The organism is Streptosporangium canum, assembly GCF_900113865.1.
GTDB lineage: Bacteria > Actinomycetota > Actinomycetes > Streptosporangiales > Streptosporangiaceae > Streptosporangium > Streptosporangium canum.
Genome location: NZ_FOQY01000028.1, coordinates 90,957 through 112,504, shown reverse-complemented (window position 1 = coordinate 112,504; position 21,548 = coordinate 90,957). Strand labels below are relative to the sequence as shown.

15 protein-coding genes and 1 pseudogene are annotated in these 21,548 nt (G+C 69.1%); 9 read left to right on the top strand and 7 right to left on the bottom strand.

The window, feature by feature from the left end; genetic code table 11:
* Positions 1-64 precede the first annotated feature (64 nt).
* Positions 65-205 (bottom strand): annotated as a pseudogene (locus BM085_RS46325) (IS5/IS1182 family transposase); the annotation flags it as partial.
* A gap of 66 nt (positions 206-271) precedes the next feature.
* The gene (locus BM085_RS31590; RefSeq protein WP_177245367.1) at positions 272-1,048 is read right to left on the bottom strand and encodes a neutral zinc metallopeptidase; all 777 of its coding nucleotides are present in this window, start codon (positions 1,046-1,048) and stop codon (positions 272-274) included.
* 599 nt (positions 1,049-1,647) lie between these two features.
* Between BM085_RS31590 and BM085_RS31580 the strand changes: the two genes are divergently transcribed.
* From BM085_RS31580 to BM085_RS46320, 6 genes are all read left to right on the top strand, one after another.
* Positions 1,648-1,989, top strand: a complete 342-nt coding sequence (locus BM085_RS31580; RefSeq protein ID WP_093890502.1) for an ArsR/SmtB family transcription factor — start codon at positions 1,648-1,650, stop codon at positions 1,987-1,989.
* A 68-nt stretch (positions 1,990-2,057) separates the two neighbouring features.
* Positions 2,058-3,719, top strand: a complete 1,662-nt coding sequence (locus tag BM085_RS31575; RefSeq protein WP_177245370.1) for a SulP family inorganic anion transporter — start codon at positions 2,058-2,060, stop codon at positions 3,717-3,719.
* Between the two features lie 234 nt (positions 3,720-3,953).
* Complete coding sequence (locus tag BM085_RS31570) at positions 3,954-4,778, top strand: SDR family NAD(P)-dependent oxidoreductase (RefSeq protein WP_093890481.1); 825 nt, start codon at positions 3,954-3,956, stop codon at positions 4,776-4,778.
* 70 nt (positions 4,779-4,848) lie between these two features.
* The gene (locus tag BM085_RS31565; RefSeq protein ID WP_093890480.1) at positions 4,849-5,493 is read left to right on the top strand and encodes a TetR/AcrR family transcriptional regulator; all 645 of its coding nucleotides are present in this window, start codon (positions 4,849-4,851) and stop codon (positions 5,491-5,493) included.
* 479 nt (positions 5,494-5,972) lie between these two features.
* On the top strand, positions 5,973-6,383 hold the full coding sequence (locus tag BM085_RS31560) for a RidA family protein (protein WP_093890479.1): 411 nt from the start codon (positions 5,973-5,975) through the stop codon (positions 6,381-6,383).
* Positions 6,384-6,634: 251 nt separating this feature from the next.
* Entirely contained in the window at positions 6,635-6,916 is a 282-nt protein-coding gene (locus BM085_RS46320; RefSeq protein WP_245789815.1) for a hypothetical protein, read from the top strand.
* Here BM085_RS46320 and BM085_RS31550 read toward each other — a convergent pair.
* Together BM085_RS31550 and BM085_RS31545 are read right to left on the bottom strand one after the other, a co-directional pair.
* Complete coding sequence (locus BM085_RS31550; protein WP_093890478.1) at positions 6,886-10,095, bottom strand: DUF7824 domain-containing protein; 3,210 nt, start codon at positions 10,093-10,095, stop codon at positions 6,886-6,888. The two genes, BM085_RS46320 and BM085_RS31550, sit on opposite strands and share 31 nt — an antisense overlap.
* On the bottom strand, positions 10,092-11,420 hold the full coding sequence (locus BM085_RS31545) for an SWIM zinc finger family protein (protein WP_093890477.1): 1,329 nt from the start codon (positions 11,418-11,420) through the stop codon (positions 10,092-10,094). Before BM085_RS31545 ends, BM085_RS31550 begins: the two co-directional genes overlap by 4 nt.
* 386 nt (positions 11,421-11,806) lie before the next feature.
* On the opposite strand from BM085_RS31545, the gene BM085_RS31535 reads away from it, so the two are divergent.
* The gene (locus BM085_RS31535) at positions 11,807-12,466 is read left to right on the top strand and encodes a hypothetical protein (RefSeq protein WP_143121146.1); all 660 of its coding nucleotides are present in this window, start codon (positions 11,807-11,809) and stop codon (positions 12,464-12,466) included.
* A 224-nt stretch (positions 12,467-12,690) separates the two neighbouring features.
* Here the strand turns inward: BM085_RS31535 and BM085_RS31530 are convergent, their stop codons facing one another.
* Positions 12,691-13,566 (bottom strand): helix-turn-helix domain-containing protein, encoded by an 876-nt coding sequence (locus tag BM085_RS31530; protein ID WP_245789814.1) that lies wholly within the window; start codon positions 13,564-13,566, stop codon positions 12,691-12,693.
* A gap of 9 nt (positions 13,567-13,575) precedes the next feature.
* A complete protein-coding gene (locus BM085_RS31525; RefSeq protein WP_245789813.1) occupies positions 13,576-14,412 on the bottom strand; it encodes an alpha/beta fold hydrolase in 837 nt (278 codons plus the stop codon).
* A 266-nt stretch (positions 14,413-14,678) separates the two neighbouring features.
* Here BM085_RS31525 and BM085_RS31520 point away from each other — a divergent pair, with 266 nt between their 5' ends.
* A complete protein-coding gene (locus tag BM085_RS31520; protein WP_245789812.1) occupies positions 14,679-15,404 on the top strand; it encodes a VOC family protein in 726 nt (241 codons plus the stop codon).
* Between the two features lie 389 nt (positions 15,405-15,793).
* Here BM085_RS31520 and BM085_RS31515 read toward each other — a convergent pair whose 3' ends face one another.
* Positions 15,794-17,989 carry an alpha-L-fucosidase gene (locus tag BM085_RS31515; RefSeq protein WP_093890473.1) on the bottom strand — a complete coding sequence of 732 codons (2,196 nt, stop codon included), beginning with the start codon at positions 17,987-17,989 and terminating at the stop codon, positions 15,794-15,796.
* 106 nt (positions 17,990-18,095) lie between these two features.
* Between BM085_RS31515 and BM085_RS31510 the strand changes: the two genes are divergently transcribed.
* Positions 18,096-21,464, top strand: coding sequence for a PDZ domain-containing protein (locus BM085_RS31510; protein WP_093890472.1), 3,369 nt, complete (start codon positions 18,096-18,098; stop codon positions 21,462-21,464).
* The last annotated feature ends 84 nt before the right edge of the window (positions 21,465-21,548 follow it).

Below are 21,548 nucleotides of genomic sequence, written 5' to 3'. Positions count from 1 at the left end.
CCGGATAGGCAACCAAGCGGAGACGGTGTAAGAGGTCCTGACGCAATGGGCCGGGGCGGCGCCGGCAGCCAAGCGCGCAGGCGAGGCTGAGGAAGGCTTCGTGGATGTCGGCGCGGACCTCCCGACGGATGCGCAGCAGGCGGAAGGCGTGCGGCAGCGCGGAGGTCTGCTCGACGTCATAGTGGTGTTTGCCCAGGCCAGAGCCCTACCAGAGCTGGACCGCACCGCGCAGGCGAATCCGCAACCTCGTGATCCGGACTCCTCACAGGTCTTAGGCGACTCTTCCCGCCGATGCGGTGAAGGTGTTGCACGCTCCGGGCCGTAGGGTGTCGAAGCCGCGCTGTTCCCAGTACACCCGGTTCTTGGCCTTGCCATGCTCCTTGTGGTCGCCTTCCACCGACTTCCAGTCGATGATGAGGTCGGTGCCGTAGGCCTTGGTGTGGGAGAGAGAGTCCCAGACACTTCCGAGGAAGGCCCCGGTGAGGCAGAGGTTCTGCAGGGAGACCTTCGCGCTCAGCGCCCATCGCTGCTTCTTCGACATTTTCGCCTCGGCCCGCCGCTCCTCGCGGAGAATGCCGCCCAGCTGCTGTACATGATAGGAGTAGCCGATCGCCAGGCTTTCCAGCATGCGCGGGTGGTTGAGCTCATCGCTCAGCGCCGAGTCGGTGACCATGAGATAGATGGTCCCGGTGCCGATGCAGTACAGGCTGAAGGTGTCGCCGGGGTAGTAGGGGCCGCAGGCGGTCTTGACACGGTCCTTGTGCGACACCACGACCTTGGGCTTGGTCCAGGTGAAGCCCGCCTTCCGCACCTGCGCCGACCACACCCGGTCGAGACAGGCGGACATCTCGATGACGTAGAGGCGTGCGCCGTCATGGCTGGCGCTGGTGAAGGCAGGTTCCTCACAGGTCTGCTGGGGGATCGTGCCGGTCCTGTAGAGGGGGTTGCCGGTGAGGACCGTCGAGGTCCCGGGGACCGCGTGGGCGGTCCCGGTGAGGGGCAGGCTGAACAGCGCGTCGGCCATGAGGGCGACGAGGAGGGTACGCATGGCAGCAAACCTTACTGATCTTCTTGAGATCGCCATAAGCATCTGCGGAACGGCCTCTGGCAAGGCCGGAGTGTGTCACGACGCTCGGCACGATTCGGGCTCTACGACGACCGGACAGGCCCGCACGGAGCGATGGAACGAGAACGTACGTCAAGGGCGTCCTCCTCATGTCACGCGTCGTCGACACGGAAACGCCTCTTTGCTGGTCGGCCGGGAGAGTTGATCGCCGCGTGCATGATTTCTCCCCGATGTGATGACAAGACGGGCGGGCCGAGTCGCTGGGGGCCTCCGCCGTGTGCCCGTAGTAGACCTGTCTGTCTCTCCATGAATTGCGAATCTGCGCAATTAACTACATGATAATATGCGTGCTGTCGGGTGAGATCGAGGTCAGGGGATGCTGTGAGCGGGTCTTTCGCTGCTGTGGTCAGGGAACGGGGGCGCCGGGCGGCCGCGGCGTTGGAGGCGGCCCGGCGTGGCGATGATGTTGACGCGCTGATGCTGGCCGAAGCGGAATGGGATCATGTGGCGCGGTTGGCTCGCACGCACGGTGTGCCGATCGGCTCGGGTGAGGCCGAACCGGGCGAGGGGGCGGCTCTGTGATGTCGGTTCCGTTGTATGAGGCCAAGGCGGAGCTGTTTCGACTGCTGGGCCACCCGGTGCGGATCCGGGTGCTGGAGCTGCTGCAGGAGGGGCCGATGCCAGTGCGGGACCTGCTGGCCGCCATCGAGGTCGAGCCGACGGGGTTGTCGCAGCATCTGGCCGTACTACGCCGCTCGGGGATGGTCAATGCGCACCGCGACGGTTCCACCGTGGTCTACGCCCTGGCCGGTGGGGACGTGGCCGAGTTGCTACGCGCGGCCCGCAAGTTGCTGACCCAGAAGCTCACCGAGCAGCACGAGTTGCTGAGCGAACTGATCCAGGTGGAGGCCGGCACCTCGTGACCCCCTCGTTCTCCTCGGGCTGGGCCCGCCTGCGCAGCGTGCTACCCGAGGGCGGGGAGTTGGCCGCGATGGGCCGCCGTCCCCGCCGTGACCTGCTAGCCGGGTTGACGGTGGCGATCGTGGCATTGCCGCTGGCGCTGGGATTCGGCATCTCCTCGGGCATGGGCGCCGCAGCGGGCCTGGCCACCGCGGTGGTCGCCGGAGTGCTGGCGGCGCTGTTCGGCGGCTCGGGCCTGCAGGTGTCCGGCCCGACCGGGGCGATGACGGTGGTACTGGTTCCGATCATGCACGCGCACGGCGCCTCCGGCGTGCTGATGGTCGGCGTGTTGGCCGGGCTGATGCTGATCGCGCTGGCGCTGGGCCGCGCGGGCAAGTACATGGCCCTGGTGCCGGCCCCGGTGGTGGAGGGCTTCACCATCGGCATCGCCTGCGTGATCGGCCTACAGCAGGTCCCGGCCGCCCTGGGCGTGCCGACTCCAGAGGGAGACAAGGTCCTCGCCGTAGCCTGGCAGGCCGCGCAGGACTTCCTCACCCAGCCGCGGTGGTGGGCCCTGGGCATCGCCTTGACGGTGGCCGCGGTGATGCTGCTGGGGGCGCGCTGGCGGCCCACCGTGCCCTTCTCCCTGCTCGCCGTGGCCGCCGCCACCCTGCTGGCGCAACTGGCCGACCTGCCGGTAGCGCGCATCGGGGACCTGCCCGCCACCTTGCCCGCTCCCTCCCTGGCCTTCGTGGATGTGAGCGCGCTGAGCTCGCTGCTCGCCCCTGCGGTCGCGGTCGCGGCCTTGGCCGCGTTGGAGTCGCTGCTGTCGGCCGCCGTGGCCGACGGCATGAGCGTCAACCACAAGCACGACCCCGACCGGGAACTGTTCGGCCAGGGCCTGGCCAACCTCATCGTCCCGCTGTTCGGCGGCGTCCCGGCCACCGGTGCCATCGCCCGCACCGCGGTCAATGTCCGCTCCGGCGCCCAATCACGGCTGGCGGCGCTGGCTCACGCGGGCGTCCTGGCCGTGATCGTGTTCACCGCCGCCGGCCTGGTCGCCCAGATCCCGCTGGCCGCGCTGGCCGGTGTGCTGCTGGCCACCTCGGTGCGGATGGTAGAGGTCGGCTCGGTCAGAGCCATGATCGGCTCCACCCGCGGCGACGCCGTCGTCTTGGGGTTGACCGCGATCGCCACCTTGGCGCTCGACCTGGTCCAGGCCGTCATCCTCGGCCTGATCGTGGCCGGCGCGCTGGCATTGCGCTCCATCGCGCGCGACGTCCGCCTGGATGCGATGCCGATTCACCCTGATCTGCCCGGCGACCACACCGAGCAAGAACATGCCCTGCTGGCCGAGCACATCGTCGCCTACCGTCTGGACGGGCCGCTGTTCTTCGCCGCGGCCCACCGTTTCCTGTTGGAGCTGTCCGAGGTCGCCACCGTCTCCGTGGTGATCTTGCGCATGTCCCGTGTCACCACCATCGACGCCAGCGGCGCTCTGGTCCTGGGCGATGCCATCGAACGCCTACAGCGCCGCGGCATCACCGTCTACATCTCCGGCATCCGCGCCGGCCACCACCAGCCCCTGCACGCCCTCGGCATCATCGCCCGCCTCGATGAGGCCGGCCGCGTCTTCGCCACCACCCCCGAAGCCATCGCAGCGGCCCGAGACCGGCTCCGGCACACCGGAGTTCTGCCCGCGCCCGCCGCCACTTCGGGGGTCGTAGCGCAGCGGAAGGAAAACGTACGCTAAGCCCGTTCATGCAGGTCAGCCGTTGTGGAGAAAGTCGTGGCGGGCTGACGTCCAGTACGACGACGTCTTCTTTCGCGTGCCCGCTCTGGCGGCAACGTGGTGTTCGACCTCGTCGATACGCAGCAGGCGCGGGTCCGTCGGGGCTGCCTAACCAGACTGGTTAGTCTAGTTATATGAACGAACCAGTATGCTTTTGGTGTCTCCGCACATGACAACGATGAGGACGCCGACTCGATGAAGACCTATGTGATCACTGGTGGCACCGACGGCATCGGTGCGGCACTGGCCCGCGCGTTGTTCTCCCGGGGCGACAGGGCCGTGATGATCGGGACCAGTCCGGGCAAGGGCGAACGACTGATGGCCGAGGCCGCCTCGGCGCCCGGCGGCGCGGCGTTCATCCAGGCCGACCTCAGCCTGGTCTCAGACACCCGCCGCGTCGTCGACATGCTCATCGAGGAGTACCCGGCCATCGACGGCGTGGTGTTGTGCGCCCGTTTCATGCGGTCCTACCGGTCGGTGACCGTGGAAGGGTTCGAGAGCAACTTCGCACTGTTCTACCTCAGCCGACTGCTGGTGAGTTACGGGCTGCTCGGCCCGCTGAAGCAGGCGGAGCGGCCGGTGATCGTGAACGTCGCCGGACCCGGCCATGACACACCCGTGGCTTGGGACGATCTGCAGAGCAGCCGGCACTACGACTTGGTGCACGCGATGTTCATGACCGGGCGCCTGAACGATCTGCTCGGTGTGACCTTCGCCGAGCGGCACGGCGAGGGCCCGGTGCGGTACGTGCTCTTCCACCCCGGCACCACGTCGACCAGCTATGCGGGCGAGTTCGATCCGCAGGCCGCCGCCTACCTCCACCAGCAGCGGATGATGGCCAAACCCGCAGCAGACGTGGTTCCGCCGATTCTGCGACTGCTCGACGATCCGCCGACGCCGCCGTTGACCGCGTTCGACCTGTTCACCGAGTTGAACGTGCACACCGAACTGTTCTCCGCAAAAGACGCGACACGACTGTCCGGCCTCACCGACGAGTTGCTCGCCGCCGTCGCGGGGTGACCGGGACTCGCTAGACCAGCCGATCGGGCCGATGAGTCTGGGCTGGTGGACTGCCTCGTATGCTGAGGACATGCATCAAGCCGTCGCGGCGCGGGGCCGGATCGACAAGCGGCAGGCGATCCTGGACGCCGCCTTCACCGTCTTCGCCCGGGCAGGATACGCCCAGGCCGGGGTGGACGTGATCGCGGCCGAGGCGGGAGTGGCCAAGGCCACCGTGTACAGCCACTTCGGCGACAAGGAGAACCTGCTCCGCGAGGCCGTCGCCGCCTCCGCCGACCAGGCGCTGGCCGACAATCTCGCCGCGGTCGACCGGCTCACCGACCGCGGCACCGACCTCCGCGCGACCTTGGAAGGGGTCGGCCTGCGCCTGCTTCAGTGCTACTGCGACGACCGATCCTGGGCGCTACGCCGGCTGCTTTCCGCCGAGATCAACCAGTTCCCCGACCTGCTCGACATCATCCACACCCGCGCGGCCGACCGCATCACCGAAACCCTCGCCGACCGGCTCGCGCGCCTCACGGTCGCCGGCCACCTGCACACGCCCGATCCGCTCCTGGCCGCCGAACAGTTCTTCGCCCTGCTCTGCGGCCCGATGGACAGACGCACACGCCTCGGCACCCGGCACCTCCCCGACACCGAACTGCGCGCCCTCTCGCGCGCCGCGGTCGACACCTTCCTACAGGCATTCGCCCCGAAACGGACCGAAACCACCTAGCATCGCCCGCCACACAAACGTGAACCGCGCCGGGATTGCTGGAGACTTTGATGTACCCCGGCTTTCGTGGAGTCGCTTTGGTTGACTTACATGCCTCCACCCCCTTCAGGAGAGGTCGGCATGGCAAGGAGATATCCCCCTGAGTTCCGTCGGAAAGTCCTGGATCTGTTGCAGGCCGGCCGGACCGTGCGGCAGGTGGCCTTCGATCTACAGAGATCCGGAACGAACAAGGCACCCGGTCCCGCCCATATCGGGGAACGCGCCCACACCGTCATTAGGAACGAAGCCCTGGACCTTCGATCGCCCCCGACCACGACCGGCGACCCTGCGGCGATCGTCGTGCCGCATCTGGGCGGCGGCGTGACCATGAGCCGGCTGCGAGGTACGGGCGGCTTGGTCTGCGAAAATAGGAGGCAGCAGGCAGAATGTTCATGTCAGGATGGTCGCTTTGTATCCGATGTGAAAGGAACTGAGGGACAATGCCGAGCGCCATCACTTTAATTCGCTCCACTTCTCTGTCCGACGTCGCCCAGTACGCTTACGCAGCCACGGCGCCTTCCGGGTCACGACTCATCTTCCTCGCCGGAGCGTGTCCCCTGAACGAGGACGGTTCGACGGCGGCGATTGGGGACTACGCGGGCCAAGCAGCGAAAGCCATCGAGAACATGCAGGCGGCTCTCACTGCCTCTGGCGCGTCATTGCAGGACGTCATCAGCACAAGGGTTCTCGTCGCATCCGCCCGGCAAGAGGATTTGGCGGCTGCCTGGAAGATAGTCCGGGACTCGTTCGGTGAGCATGACGTACCGAGCACCTTGATGGGAGTCACCGTGCTTGGTTACGCCGACCAGCTCGTTGAGATCGAAGCCATCGCCGCCGTACTTGATTCCTGAGCGGTAAGCGTGCACCTGGCGTGAACGGACACGGCTAAGAAAGCTGTGCGAACGCATGCGCCTCGCCCGCCAGGTGCCGGCTAGCGCTCTGAACGGGGATGCCGTCCGGGTTCCCTGAATGCGAAAGGCGCATGCATGTTTCGGGCTGGGCTGGTTTGAGCTGCTGATCCTCGCTGTGGTGCTGGTCGCTGTCGCGACTGTATTGGTGATACGGGAATTGCGGCACGTGGAAGGTCCGCTGGAAGTCGCGGGTGAGGAACGCTCCGAGCTTCCGCTTCCCCGAGGGCGGGAAGATCACGGTCGAGTGGCTCAACCGGCGCTGGGCGCGGGCGAAGCCGCCCAAGCTCGGCTGGGTCCGCTTGCGCCTCACCCGCCCGCTCGGCGGGAAGGCCAAGAATGCCATCGTCCGCCGGGGCGGTGAGCTTCGGCGACCGCAACGCCAGCCCTTCGGCGTCGTGGTCGAGCACGAGATTCCTGATCTCGGTACGGATGTCATCAGAGGTCATGACGTGGCTCCGGTGAGCTGGGCGTGAAGACGCTTGCACTCGTGGACGAAGCGGATCGTCCGGCGGCTGTGTGCGAACCCGGCGACGACCGGGATCTCCCCGCGCGCGCCGGTCCAGCGTGCCACGTCGGCGGCGAAGGCGACGAGTTCGGCGTGGGTCACGGTGATGCGCTGCCCCTCGCCCGGCAACATCCCGGGCAGCAGAGCGCGCAGGATGCGCCACACCTCGTGGTGGCCGCCGGCGTCGGCCAGCTCGGCCAGGGCCGCGATGGCGGGGCGGGTCTCCCGCCAGGTGCGGCGCAGCACCAGCGCGAGCTGGCGGCCGATCGCCTCGGCGGGCAGCTCACCCCTGGTGGCCATGCTCAGGACCAGCGGGATCATGCCGGGCACGCTGTCGGCCAGGAGAAAGGCGAGGATCACCGCCGTGGACTCGCCCATCGGGCCCTGGGCGATCTCCAGGCCGGTGATCTCCGTGGGCATCACCCACGCGCCCCAGTGGCCGCGCAGCAGGAAGGGCAGGAGGTTGACGGCCACGACCTCGCGGTGCGAGGGCAGCATGGCGGGCCACGCCCGGAGCGTGCCGCCGAACTCGCCGACCGTCCAATCGAACGGCTGACGCAGCAGCACCTCGTCGATCAGCCGATGGCCGGTCGGAGCCGTCACCCGCAACACCGGCTGCAGTCTGACGTTGGTGAAGTGCTCCGGTTCGCCGTCGCCGAACTCGACCATGGACGCGTCCACCATGTGGCGCCACACGTGGCCGCACTCAGGGTCGGCCATGCCGTCACCGGAGAGCCAGCGGGCGGCCGAGCGCGCCGCCTCCGAGTCGACCTTGGCGGCCCGGTCGGCCGCGGCCTGGTGGCTGCCCCGGGGCAACCGCAGCAGCGCCTGCGCCAGGTCCGCCAAGGGCGGCTCCACTCCGGCGGCGGCGCAGGTCTCCAGCCGGCCGACCAGCACGTCGGGGTCGAGGTGGCCGCTCATCCAGGTCGGCGTGGCCAGCAGTACGGGCGGCAGGGTGCCGTTTCGGAGGGCCTCGGCGAGTTCCGCGTAGCGGTGCAGCAGGAAGTCGTGGGGCGGGGAGACGCGATTGGGGTGGGGCAGCTGGTTGCGCCGCCGCCACTCGTCGTGCTCGGGCAACTCCTTGGGCATGAAGGAACGCAGCCGGGGTGGGACGAAGACGACGGTCACCTCCACGAGCGGCTCGCTTGGGCCTGGCGGGGGTACCTGCTCCTCCGCCCGCATCGCCGCGATCCGGGCGGGGTCCACGCCGAGCTCGGCCATGTGCTCGTAGGCGAGGTCGAGAATGGAGGACGGCATGGCCTCCACGGAGTCGTCGTACACGACGCCAGGCCTCGTCCGCATGGGACGGCGGCGATCCGGCAGTCTGTCGTCGCAGATCTCCTCGTCCTCGTCGTCGGCGCCGAAATGCGACGGCTGCTCGACGTCGGTGGGGGAGTCGTACAGATGGATCCGGCCCCTGGCGAAGGGGATCTGCCGGTCGCCCTCGTGGGCCACCGCCCCGTCCGGGCCGTCGTCGCTGGTCCAGGTGATGAAGAAGGCGCGCAGCGGGGTGTCGTCGTCGAGGTAGCGGCCAGGCCGGTAGGCGCCGCCCAGCATGATCCGCCGGGGCCTCGGCTCCGGGCCGGGCTCCTCGCCACGGGTGAGGATGCGTACTCCCACGGAGTGGTTCGCGCCGTCCCAGAACTTCTCCGGTTCGATCGGCGGCAGCTCCGGCACGCTCCCGGGAGTGACGAACTCGGCGGACAGCGCCGACTGCCAGTCGTCGGGGTCGAGGCGCACCTCCCTGGACCGCCAGTAACCCTGGTCCTGCTCGACGTGGGGCTTGAGCTTGCGGCGCAGTCCCGCCCGGTCGCCGGCGATCCCGGCGACGAAGGCCGCCAGCCAGCGCTCCTGGCCGATCCAGCGCTCGTGATAGTTGGGGGAGATCGACGGCTCGGGGAACCGCCGCGCCTCCGGCAGCTCGGGCAGCGGCGGGAACTCCTTCTGCTCCAGCAGTTCCTCGACCGGAGCCTCCCCGCCGAACTGCTCGGCCAGCTTCGCGCCCAGGTCGACGGGGAGGTGGCGGACGCCGTCGAGGATCGCCCCGGTGTGGTCGGCGAACAGGTCGGCGTATTTCAGGGTCAGCTCGGCCGCGCGGTTGCGCACGTCGAAGGACTTGTGCGCATACGCCGTGGTCAGCGCGGTCACGAAATCGGCGGCCGCCTCGGGCGTGGCCCGGATCGCCTGGTCGAGCCAGCGCAGACCCGTGGCGGCGAGCTTGGCCTCGTCCCGGAAGGTGAGCGCGTCGACCGCCTCGACCAGGTCGGCGTGGTCGAGCGGCATCGCCCCGCGCACCTGCCCGGCGGCCAGCTCGGCGACCGTGCCCGGAGCCGACGGCAACAACCGCAGGTAGTCGCGCACGCGGGGCGCGGACTCCGCGGGCGTGGGGCCGAGGAGCGTGTGCAGCCGGACGAAGAAACGCAGGTCCTGCGCCTCGCCGCCGCGCAGGAAACGGCTCACGCAACCGTCGAGCACCTGCTCCCTGGGCAGCTCGCGGGCGGCGGCGGCCAGCCAGCGGGTCGGCCGGGGCTCCAGCCGCTCGTCACGGAGGGCGCGGCCCGCGCCGTCGGCGTCGAAGACACGAGGCAGCAGCACGGGGGTCAGCGGGTCATCGGCCACGCTCGGCGCAGCCAGCCAGGCGGCCACCAGCGGGTCGTGGTCGGGCGGCACGGCGCCGGACTCACGCAGCAGCGCCACGGCCAGCGGCGCGATGCGGTCGGCGGGACGGCGCACCCGCTGGGCCAGCCGGACCGCGACATCACGACGCCACTCCCGGGAGCGGGTGGCCGCCACCCTGCACACCTGGGCGACGTCGGGGTCCTCGGCCCAGCGGCGGTTGACGTCGCGGCCGGTCATCCACGTCACCGCGGCCGCCGGGCCGGTGATGACGCCGACACCGGTCAGCAGCAGCGCGCCGGCCAGGCTGTCGAGCAGGTCGCCGACCTCCCAGGAGGCCATCTCCTCGAAGTCGCCGGGATGATGAGCGCGCACCTGCTCGGTGCGGACACGGCGCAGCTCCTTGACGAGGCCGGGCAACCGCCCGCCCAGCTCGGCGCGCTCCTCCTCGGTGAGCGTGACCAGCCGGTCGGCCAGGCGGGTGACCTGGTTGCGGATGACCAGATCACAGATCTCCGCCCAGAGGGTCATCGGGAGACCTCCACGGCGGCGCGGGCGACGATCCGGGCGGCCAGCACGTGTTTGCACGGCCCCCGGGAGCCGCGATGGTCCCACCACCACTCGCAGGTGCAGGATCCGTCGGCCGGCGAGACCCGGCGCGCGCCGCCCGAGGTATGGACGGTGGCCAGCTCGCCTTCGAGGTGCACGGCGCCCGCGTCGACGAGCTTGCGCGCCTTGGCCAGCCGCGGGTTGAGCAGGATCACGTTGTCCTTGTCATAGGGCAGCTCACGGTGGAAGTGGGCGGCCTCCGACAGGTCGTAGCCGACCCGGCCGGCGACGCCGAGCTGCGTCAACGCGGCCCGCACCCGGTCGGCGGGCATGCCCGCGCGGTCGGCCAGCAGGCCGATCTCGACCTCGGGTTCGAAGTTGAGCAGCATGCCCACCACGTCGGCGTCGTTCTCGGCCTCGTCGGTGGCCAGGTCATCGAGCACCGCGCCCTCACCGGAGAAGCCGCGCCAGCGCTCGGGCGAGAGGGTGAGCGTGTAGCGCATGCCGGGGAGCTCCAGCTCCCAGGCGCTGGAGGCGGCGTCGGCCGGGCCGTACACCCGGAGGGACTTCGCGAAGCGCAGCAGCGGCAGGAGGGTGCCGAGCCGGTTGGGGCCGGCGAGCTGGACCGAGCCCGGAACCTGGCGGTCGGAGACCTTCAGCTCCCGCCCCGCCTGCGCCACCCACACCGTGCCCTTCTTGGGCAGCCCGCGCAGGAACCGCACCGCCGCCATGCCGGCCAGCTCACCGCGCTGGTCCATGCCCGAGGCGATGACCTGCACCTCGGCGAAGCCGCGTAACCAGCGCTCGGGCAGCGGCACCTTCTTCTCCACCACCGCGCCGTCCATCGTGGTCACGACCAGCTCGTCGAGCCCGACCCCCAGGTGCAACGGGTCACGCGCGCCGATGCGCGCCAGCGCCTCCCGGAGCGGCGCGTTCACGTCGACGTTGGTGGTGCCCCGGTCGAACACCTCGCCGTCGAGCGCGCCGTTCAGCAGATCAAGCCGGGCGTACACGCCGCCGCAGGCCGAGAACGACTCGAACCGCAACCGGTCGCCATTGCACGTCACCACCGGGTCGCGCACCCAGCCGGGCCGCGCCTGAGGTTGGTGGTAGCGGGCCAGCGCCACGTCGGCGACGCCGAGCAGGGCCGCCGCGGCGGGGGCCGCCTGTGTCACCACGCCGCTGAAGAACCGGGGGGCCACGGCCGGGCCGGACAGGGCCCGCCCGCCGGAGGTCGCCAATCCGAGACGACCGTCGACAAGAGAGGAGGGCGCGGCGTATGTGTACGCCTGCGTCGCTGAAGTCATGGCCGGGACATTAGGTCACCCCACCGACAAACCGGCGCGGCAGATGCCGCCTTCGCCGACCATGGCACCCACGGAGCCGGTGCGCTCCTGGCCCATCATCGACGCCAAGGGCTGTGGCGATCGTTGTCTGGGGTTGTCAAGCGAACGAGCTGGTCAGATGCGTGAAGGTCGTTAAGGCACGTCAGGCAGGTAGGCTGGCCGCGGCTGCCGCGCCGGTCCACATGTTGCCGGATGCGTATGTATTGCTTACGTCCATGAGCTGCAGCGGCACCGAGCCCGCGGACTGCTCGGCGCCCCCGGCATATGCCGCTGATGCCCCGACGGGAACCTGCTCCGGCTTCCTTCCGACGGCGCACGTGACGACCTGGTTCGGCAGAATGTCGTCCATGAACGACAACCCGCGACCCGGCTGGAAAAGCCTGGTGGGCGTCCTGGCGGCCGGCGCGGTGTTTGGTGCGGCTACCTCCCTGGCCAACGCCGTAGCCCATCTTTCTGTGGATCTGGAAAGCCGGGAAGCGACGACCAGCGGGTGGTCGATCATTGAGATCGTGAGCGGGCTGCTGGACTCCGGCTGGGCCTGGGCCGGGCTGGCGGTGCTGGCGGGGTTTCTTGCCACCCGCGCCAAGCGGAGCGGCCTTGGGGCCCGGACGCCGGCCCGGGGCGCCGTTGCCGGTGTGGTGACCCTGCTCGCCGCCACGGCGGCGTACTACGCCATGGATACGGTGGTCCACGATGTCCCGCTTGGCTCCTACGGGCATGACACGGTCTACTGGTGGGCGGCGAGTGTTCTGCTCGGGCCGATTTTGGGTGCCATAGGGTCATGCGCCAGACGGCCGGGAGCGATCGGTGTGCTCGCCAAAGTGACCGTGCCGGTCGGCGCGGCCGTCCAGATGGTCGCGATGCCACCCGGCAGGAATGAGGTGATCATGACTATCGGGCAATGGGTTGTGTGGACGACAGCTGCTGTGACCATCGGTGTGGTGGCGGTCCGCTTCCTCGGTCTGCGGGGGCGGCGAAACCACTCCGGGGAAGTTGACCTGCCGTAGAGCCCCTGCCGGCAGATGAGTTCCCTTCCGAGATTGCGCGCAGCGAGCCTCCGCAGGGGCCTGGATCCGCTCGCGGCCCGTCAGGCACGCGTCCCTCAAGGTCCTGCGGTTCGAAACCGGCGAGTGGTGATCGACAGGAACCGGGTGAACGCCTGCACAGATACCGGGACTTCGAGTCCTCTGCTAGAGAGTGTCTGACAATTCGGCGTGGCGGAGCCAGAGCATCAGGCAGCCGATGGTGGCGTCGGCCAGGTAGCGGCCGGCGAGTCGATGACCGGCCACGCAACGTCGTCGATCGCGAGCCACGGCGCGACGGCTACGGCCGTGGGCGTAACCCCGGCGAACGCCTTGACCTCGCGATGGAGGTGGGGCTGGTCGACGTAGCCGCTCTCGGCGGCAACGCCGGCGGCGGCATGACCCGCCGCGAGAAGGTGGGCGGCGTGGTCGAACCGCACCAGTCGGGCGGCGCGTTTGGGTGTGATGCCCAGCTGGGACCGGAAGCGGGACCACAGGCGTTTGCGGCTCCAGCCGACCTCGTCCGCCAGGCCGTCGACCCGCACCCGCCCCCGGCTGGCGAGCGTCCGTCGCCAGGTGTGGACGACTTCCGGATCGACGGGTGGGCGGGCCCCCAGCCGTCGGCCGAGGATTTCCACCGCGATCGTGAACCGTTCGTCCCACGACGCGGCGGCGCGCAGTCTGTCCTCGGCTCGCCCGGCGTCGCGGCCCCAGACATCCTCGAGGGATACCACCGTCCCGCTGAGCTCGGTCGCTGCGCTGAACACCGCAGCTGCCGCGGCCGGCTCCAACCGGATCTGGAGGCACTCGCCGACACTCCGGCCGGTTGCTCGAAGATCGCCGGGGAGGAGCCCGATGACGACACTGCCGCGTTCGTGTCGGCCATGGGTGTCGTAGACGAGGCCTTCTCCCTCGCTCAGGTCGATGATCAGGGTGACGGATGGGTGCGCGACCATGGCGATGTCCACGAGTGCGGAGGCACGTCGGCGGAATCCGGCCATGCTGATCCCGGGCAGCCGGCCTGAGCGGCGCGGGACTGCGATGTCCATCCATGCCCAGTCGGGTGGCATCCCGGTCGACAGCACGTCACCATTCTAGGCATTAGGGATCACCGGCGGGCTGTCAGCGGCCGTTGCCGTGAAGCCCAGCAGCAGTTCGCCGGTCGTCTCGGGCGCTTCGAACATGGGTATGTGCCCGACGCCGGGCAGCAGTTCGACCCGCGCGTTCGGCACCGCGTCGTACTGGTGCGCCGACGACGGCTCCCAGCGGCGGTCGGCAGTGCCGAAGATCACCAGCATTGGGACTTCGAGGGCGGCGAGACGTTCGGACATGCTCCGCTGGGCGATATACGCAGTGTTGCGGCGCAGCACCGTCCTGAACGTGCGGTACGTGGTGCCCCGTACATCGGCGACCAAGTCGTCTGGGATATTCACGGGGCGAGCGCACGTCGCGCTTATCCCCCTGCGGATCACCGCGTCCGAACGCCTCGACCACAGGAGCGGGCCGAAAGGCGGGGCCAACAGGACCCGAAGGGGCAACGGCTGCGGAAGGAGCGCATCGGGACTCGGGCCGGTGCTGATCAGCGCGAGCGACCTCACCAGGTCGGGGCGCTGTTCGGCGAGCGCGGTGGCGATGTAGCCGCCGCTGGAGTGCCCGACCGTGGTGACGCGACGAAGGCCGAGGTCGTCGAGCAGCGCCGCCACCCGGCCCGCCTGCACGGGCACGTCGTATGACAGCGCGGGCGGGGACTGGCCGCAGCCCGGGAGGTCGACCCGGATGACGTGATGGTGGCCGGCGAGTGCCGGGACCACCGGGTTCCAGGAAGCACCCGAGAACCCCGATCCGTGTATGAGCAACAGCGGCGGCGCCTCCCGCGGGCCGTAGTGGACCACGTGCATCCCATGCGACTGCTCAAGGTTGTACTCACTCATGCGGCAGACGATGCATGGGCTGCCGACTGTCAGTCTTGGACAAATGTCGTCGGGCTCACAGGCGACGTGTATAAAGCACACGTCGCACTACGCCGCTTCGGCCTGATCAAGGGCATCGACGATGAGTCCCGCAGGCTCGCCGGCCGAAACGAGGATCTTCTCAGCATGGGAACGGGGTGGAATCCCCCTCGGCCACGAGCACGAAGGGGAGGATGTCAAACGGGCATAGGATCGGCGGCATGGCGACGCGGCTTGTTCAGATTCATATGAAGGCTCGGGATGACTCGGCGCTCGGCCGGTTCTGGGCGGAGGTGCTCGACTGGGGTGTCGACAGCGAGGAACCCGGCGTGACCAACCTCGAGCCCGTGGGCTTCGTCTATCCCGGTGCCACCGCCGTCTGCATCGACGTCGTCGCCGACCCGCAACCCAAAACGGTGAAGAACCGCGTGCACATCGATCTCGCCACGACCTCCGCCGCCCATCAGGCAGACCTGGTCGCGCGCCTGCGGGAGCTCGGCGCGACGCCCGCCGACGTGGGCCAGGGCGACGTGCCGTGGACGGTCCTCGCCGACCCGGAGGGCAACGAGTTCTGCGTGCTGGAGCCTCGACCGATCTACCGGGACACCGGACCGATGGCCGCGGTGGTGCTTGACTGCGCGGACCCGCGGGCCATGGCCCGATTCTGGGACGAGGCGATGGACTGGACCCTGCACGAGGTAACCGACGATCACGCGGTGCTGCGCTCCGCCAAGGACGTCGGCCCGTATCTGGTGTTCCACCGCACGCCCGACGTGAAGACCGTATGGAACCGGGCAGTTCGGCCGCGCGTTCATCTCGACCTCCGCCCGTACCCCGGTGACGATCAGGAGGCGGAGGCGGCCCGGCTGCGGGCTCTCGGCGCCACCGGCATCGACGTGGGCCAGGGCGACGTGCCGTGGACGGTCCTCGCCGACCCGGAGGGCAACGAGTTCTGCGTTCTCACCCCTGCTTAGCGGAATCCGAGCCGGCCCCGCCCTCGTCAAACGGCTTGGTCGTGGCAACGCCCTTCGTACCAAGTGTTGCGGCGAGATCTAGAAACGAGTCTAGAACCCGCCCGTCGCCACGGGGTCAGTTTTCACCCGTCGTCGACAGCGTGCGGGCGAAGCGCAACCAGCGGACCTCGCAGTGGTGACCGAGCAGGGTCTGGGCCACCGCGAGGCAAACGAGTTCGGAATCGCGGCCCGCGCGCATGGCCCTCGAAGCGCGCCGGTCGCTCCGTCAGCCGGGCGTCGCGGTGAGGCGCGAAGACCTCCGGTGCGGTGAAGACTCGACACCTTCGCCGCACCGGAGATCTCCGCTATGGATGAGGCCTTGCCGTCGGCAACGCTCCTGGTCAATACGCCTAGCCTCTGACCTGGACCTCGGCCAGGGACAGCGGGTTGGACGGCGAGGCGAGCTGGATCCTGACGTACCTGCCCCTGGTGCCCTCGGGCAGCTTGACCTTGCTCGGCGAGCCGGCCTGCTCGCCGACGTGCACGGCGGTCACGCCGGGTGCGGTGCGGGCCTGGTCCAGGTCGTCGGTGGTGAACGGCTGGTCGGAGGCCATCACCCAGAAGTCCTTCAGCCGATCGGCGCAGCAGTCGAGCCGGTTCCAGACGTCCACGCTGTCCAGCGCGGCCGAGGCGCCGAGATCGACCTGCCACCAGGCCTGCTTCTCCGGCTCGGCGGTGTGCGTCGTCGTTGCGGCGCTCCAGTCGCCGCCGGTGTTGCCGTCGACGGCCCGGGAGGCCGGCGCGTCGTAGCCGGTGCTCTTCTGCGTGGCCGGCTTGCCGAGCGAGAGGTTGGGCCGGTTGATCGCCAGGGGCAGGGCGGTGGTCGTCCCCATGCGCCCGGTGCGCTGGTACAGGCCCAGCGTGTAGGGGCCCGGCGCAACACCCTCGGGGGCGCTCACGCTGATCGGCACTTTCACGCTTTCACCGGGACCGAGCGGGCGCACGCGAGGTGCCCCGAGCGTGGCCGTCCAGCCCTGGGGCACGGTGAGGGAGAGCTCGGTGGCCGGGGCGTGCCTCTTGCCGGGGTTGGTGACCGTGAGCTCGCCGCTGATCGTCTGACCAGGGGCGATCTCCTTTGCCAGGCTGGAGGAGGTGCGCAGCAGGCTGCGCACGCCCGGCGTCTCGATCTTGAAGACGTAGGCGTGCTTCCCCGTCTCCTGCGGGGTGTTCACCACGACGCGGCCCTGCTCGTCACGGCTCCACGACAGGCGCGCGCCGGAGCCGAGCATGGTGATGCGGGTGCTGTGGTCCACCGGCAGGTCGGCGCCGAGCGTAAGCTGCTCGCCTGGCCACTTCAGCGCCGTGGCGTACAGGGTGCCGTCCTTCACCGTGTAGCGGACGTCGTCGGGGCCGCCCTTCTCCTCGGCCCGGTTCCAGTACGTGGTGCCGTAGATCGCCTCGCCGTTGGCCTTGAGCCAGGCACCGATGTCCAGCAGCCGCTGCCGCTGGATCTCGGGGATCGTGCCGTCGGCCTTCGGGCCGATGTCGAGCAGCAGGTTGCCGTTCTTGCTGACGATGTCCACGAGCGAGTCCACGAGCTGGTCGGAGGTCAGGTGGTCCTCCTCCGGCTCGTTCTGGTTGTAGCCGTAGGAGTGCGCGATGCCGCGGCTGGACTCCCATTTGACCGGATCGATGTCCGGCTTGACGGCGTACTCAGGGGTCTGGAAGTCCAGTTCGGGGCTGTCGAGGTTGCCGCTCTGGATCTTGCACCGGTTGGCGACCGCGACCTCCTTGCCGCTCTTGAGCGCCTTGTTGTAGTAGTCGGCGAGCACCCCGGCGGTGTTCCAGTAGGAGGCCGGCTTCTCCCACTGGCCGTCGCACCAGATGATGTCGGGGTCGTAGCCGTCGATGAGCTCGCGCATCTGCGGGAGCATGTAGTCCTTGACGTAGTCACCGCCGCTCGGTGCTCCGGTGTACGGAATCTCCGCCCCCGTGTAGGGGTTGGTCGCCGGCCGTCCGGTGTAGAGGGGGTTGTGCCACTCATAGAGCGAGTAGTAGAAGCCGGCCTTCAGTTTGGCCTCGTCCTTGCGGGCCGCGTCGAACAGCTCCTTGGCCAGGTCGCGGCCGGGTCCGAGGCCGACGCTGTCACGCCCGCTGACCTTGCTGTCCCACAGGGCCATGCCCTCGTGGTGCTTGGAGGTCAGCACGAAATACTTGGCGCCGGCGTCCTTGAACAGTTTGACCCAGTCGGCCGGGTCGAACTTCTCCGCCTTCCACTGCTGCAGGAAGGTGTCGTAGTTGAAGTCCTGGCCGTACGTGGCCTTGTGGTGGGCGTTCGTCGCGCTGCCGGGCGAGTTCATGTAGTTCCCGTACCACTCGGCGTAACTGCCGCGCGGTCCCCACGCGGGCACCGAGTAGGCGCCCCAGTGGATGAAGATGCCGAACTTGTCGTCGTTGAACCACTGAGGCACCGGATGGCTGTTCAGCGACTCGACCGTGGGCTCGTACGCAGGGGGCGGGTCGGCACTCGCGACAGGTTGCGTGGCGAAGATAGATCCGACGATAAGGAGGCTAGTAGCGGGAGCTAAGAGCAGTTTTCGCCTCATGGGGGGACTCCAGACGTTGATTGATCGGATGAAACGTAACCTTGGCGTGATCGCCTTCACAAGGGGACTGTGGCAAAAATGAGGTGATCCACGACAGGAGACCCCTATGCGTCACGGCAAGCCCTGGCGGCTGCTCCTCGCGGCATGCGTCGCCGCGAGCGGGCTGACCGCCCTCACCCCCACCGCGGCCCTGGCGGCCGACACCGTCTTCCATGTGGCCACGCAGGGCGACGACGACGCCGCGGGCACCGAGGTGGCGCCCTTCAGGACGATCACGCGCGCCCAGCGCGCCGTACGTGAGGCACTGCCCACCGCGACCGGCCCGCTGCGGGTGCGGGTGCGGGGCGGCGTCTACTACCTCTCCGAGCCCCTCACCTTCACCCCCGCCGACTCCGGTGCCACCTACGAGGCGGCCGCGGGCGAGTCGGTCGTGCTCAGCGGCGGGCGCAGGCTCGCGCCCGCCTGGACCACCCACCAGGGCGCCACCCTGGTCGCCGACATCGGCAAGGACCTCGACTTCGACGAACTCTTCCTGGACGGCAAGCGGCAGGTCCTGGCCAGGTACCCGAACTTCGATCCCAAGGTCGAGGTGCTCAACGGGTACGCCGCCGACGCGATCTCCCCGGCACGGGTGGCCGGCTGGAAGAACCCCACGACCGCTTTGGTGCGCGGGCTGCACCAGGGCGAATGGGGCGGCAACTCCTTCAAGGTGACAGGCGTCGACGGCAACGGCGACCCGAAGCTGCAGTGGGTGGGCGACAACAACCGGGGCAGCGGGCTGCACCCGCAGAAGCGCATGGTCGAGAACGTCCTGGAGGAGTTGGACGCGCCGGGGGAGTGGTTCTACGACAAGGCCGCGGGCAGGCTGTACCTCCAGCCTCCCGCCGGCGTCGACCCCGCGGCGGTCCGCGTCGAGACGGCCGAGCGGGAGGAGCTCATCCGCATCGTGGGCGATTCTCCCGCGTCGCCGGTGCACGACCTCACCTTCGCCGGGTTCACCTTCACCCAGACGCACCGGACGCTGTTCAGCCGGCCGTACGAGAAACTGCAGCTGGGTGACTGGGCCATCGCCCGCGCGGGTGCGGTCTACCTCAAGAACACCAGAGGGATCACCGTCCGTGACGCCCGCTTCGACCAGGTCGGCGGCAACGCCGTCTTCATGGACGGATACGCCGAGGGCAACGTCGTCTCCGGCGGCGACTTCCGCGACTCCGGGGCGAGCGACATCGCGATCATCGGCTCCCACGACGCCGTCCGAGAGCGCTCCACCTGGGACGGCATGCGGAGCACCATCACCGACACCACGCCGGGCCCGAAGACCGAGGACTACCCGCGCGACATCACGATCGCCGACAACTACCTGACCCGCAACGGGCGCTTCGAGAAGCAGACCTCCGGCGTGCAGATCTCGATGAGCCGCCGGGTCACGGTCTCCGGCAACACCGTGCACGACGGGCCGCGTGCCTGCGTCGACATCAACGACGGCACCTGGGGCGGGCACGTCATCGAGGACAACGACATCTTCGACTGCGTCAAGGAGACCTCCGACCACGGGCCGATCAACTCCTGGGGCCGCGACCGCTTCTGGCCCCTGACCGCCGATGACGCCGTGAAGAAGAGTTACGCCAAGCTTGACGCGATGGAGACCACGAAGATCCGGCACAACCGGATCTGGCACTCCTCCCACTGGGACGTCGACCTCGACGACGGCTCATCCAACTATGAGGTCACCGGCAACCTGCTGCTCAACGGTGGGGTGAAGCTGCGCGAGGGCTTCTTCCGCACGGTGCGCGGCAACGTCTTCGTCAACGGCGGCGGGCACTTCCACGTCTCCTACGCCGACAACGGCGACGTCGTCGAGAAGAACATCTTCGTCACCGACGACCCCTACGACTTCATCCAGAGCGATCCGTCCACCTCCAAGACCGTCTACGACGACAACCTCTTCTGGAACAACGGCAAGCCCGTCGCCGACATCACCGACGCCTGGCGCGCCCGCGGCCTCGACACCCGCTCGGTCATCGGCGATCCCCTGTTCGAGGGGGCGAGCCCCTACAGCGATCCGGCCAAGCTCGACTACTCCCTCAAGGCCGGCTCCCCGGCTCTGGCGCTGGGCTTCAAGCCCTTCGCGATGACCGGATTCGGCAAGCCGGGCTCGCCCACGCCGCCGCCGCTCACCTGGCGCAAGCCGGACAGCGGCATGACGATCGGCAACCTGGCCGAGCCGCTCATGGGCGCGACGGTCACCGAGATCCACAGCGACGAGGTGAAGTCCTCCGTCGGGCTCACCGACTACGACGGCCTGTTCTTCGCCGCCGTGCCCGCCGACTCCCATGCCTGGCGGCAGGGGCTGCGCACCGGCGACGTCATCAGGGAGATCGCCGACGTCAAGGTGAGCGACCGCAACAGCTTCTGGAAGGTCTACAACCGCACTCCCGCCGGCCGGCCGACGGCGCTGAAGGTCTGGCGCAACCAGGCGCTGACGGATGTGAGCCTGACCAAGGCCGCCGGCGTGGAGACGATCGACAACGTCTCCGGCGTCACCTACACCGGTACCGGCTGGGACTGGAAGAACGACCAGCGTGGCGGCGCCGGATCCACCCTCGGCGACCTGCACGCCACCCAGACCGACGGGGACGCCTTCGAGCTGGCCTTCCACGGCACCGGCGTCGAATACATCGCCCAGGTCAACTCCGACGAGGGCAAGGTCGACCTCTACCTGGACGGCAAGCTCGACACCACCATCGACAACCACAACCCGACCCGTGAGTACCAGAAGGTCGTCTACACCAAGACCGGCCTGGCGCCGGGGCCGCACACGCTCAAGGGAGTGAAAAAGGACGGCTCCTACTTCATCGTCGACGGATTCAAGATCCACACTGCTCCCGGGGGCGACGACGGCGAGGCGCCGGTGACCACCGCGTCCGGGGTGCCCTCGGGCTGGTCCTCCCAGCCCGTGCAGGTGGTACTGACCGCCTCCGACGCGGGCACCGGCGTAGAGCGGACCGAGTACCACCTCGGCGACGACTCCTGGCGGGCCTACACCGGTCCCGTGCGCGTGGACCGTGAAGGGGAGAGCGTACTGACCTTCCGCAGCGTCGACCGGGCCGGCAACGTCGAGGAGTCCCGGTCGGTCGCCGTCAGGATCGACACGACGGCTCCCACGCTGACCGTCACGCCCAGCCCCGACCGGTTGTGGCCGCCGAACCACAGGCTGGTGCCGGTGGAGATCTCGCTGAAGGCGGCCGACGCCGGTCCCGTCACGGTCACCCTGGTCTCGATCACCAGCTCGTCGGCCGGGGTGGAGGACGACGTCCGCGGCGCCTCGTACGGCACGGCCGACACCTCCTTCGCGCTGCGTGCGGAGCGGGACGGCGGGGCGGACCGGGTGTACAGGATCACGTATCGGGTGGTGGACCGGGCGGGCAACGCCACTGTGGCCCACACCCGGGTGAGCGTACGGCAGGGCGCCTAGGTTCCCGGCAAGGCGGACCGGGGCTTCCGGGCCGCCTTGCCTTCCCCCGCCGGCGGTCTCCCGCTCCACGCGTGACAGCTTCTC

Coding starts and splice junctions, on each gene's coding strand:
- BM085_RS31590 (WP_177245367.1), bottom strand. CDS start 1,048: ATGCGTACCCTCCTCGTCGCCCTCATGGCCGACGCGCTGTTCAGCCTG.
- BM085_RS31580 (WP_093890502.1), top strand. CDS start 1,648: ATGTCGGTTCCGTTGTATGAGGCCAAGGCGGAGCTGTTTCGACTGCTG.
- BM085_RS31575 (WP_177245370.1), top strand. CDS start 2,058: ATGGGCCGCCGTCCCCGCCGTGACCTGCTAGCCGGGTTGACGGTGGCG.
- BM085_RS31570 (WP_093890481.1), top strand. CDS start 3,954: ATGAAGACCTATGTGATCACTGGTGGCACCGACGGCATCGGTGCGGCA.
- BM085_RS31565 (WP_093890480.1), top strand. CDS start 4,849: ATGCATCAAGCCGTCGCGGCGCGGGGCCGGATCGACAAGCGGCAGGCG.
- BM085_RS31560 (WP_093890479.1), top strand. CDS start 5,973: ATGCCGAGCGCCATCACTTTAATTCGCTCCACTTCTCTGTCCGACGTC.
- BM085_RS31550 (WP_093890478.1), bottom strand. CDS start 10,095: ATGACCCTCTGGGCGGAGATCTGTGATCTGGTCATCCGCAACCAGGTC.
- BM085_RS31545 (WP_093890477.1), bottom strand. CDS start 11,420: ATGACTTCAGCGACGCAGGCGTACACATACGCCGCGCCCTCCTCTCTT.
- BM085_RS31535 (WP_143121146.1), top strand. CDS start 11,807: ATGAACGACAACCCGCGACCCGGCTGGAAAAGCCTGGTGGGCGTCCTG.
- BM085_RS31525 (WP_245789813.1), bottom strand. CDS start 14,412: ATGAGTGAGTACAACCTTGAGCAGTCGCATGGGATGCACGTGGTCCAC.
- BM085_RS31520 (WP_245789812.1), top strand. CDS start 14,679: ATGAAGGCTCGGGATGACTCGGCGCTCGGCCGGTTCTGGGCGGAGGTG.
- BM085_RS31515 (WP_093890473.1), bottom strand. CDS start 17,989: ATGAGGCGAAAACTGCTCTTAGCTCCCGCTACTAGCCTCCTTATCGTC.
- BM085_RS31510 (WP_093890472.1), top strand. CDS start 18,096: ATGCGTCACGGCAAGCCCTGGCGGCTGCTCCTCGCGGCATGCGTCGCC.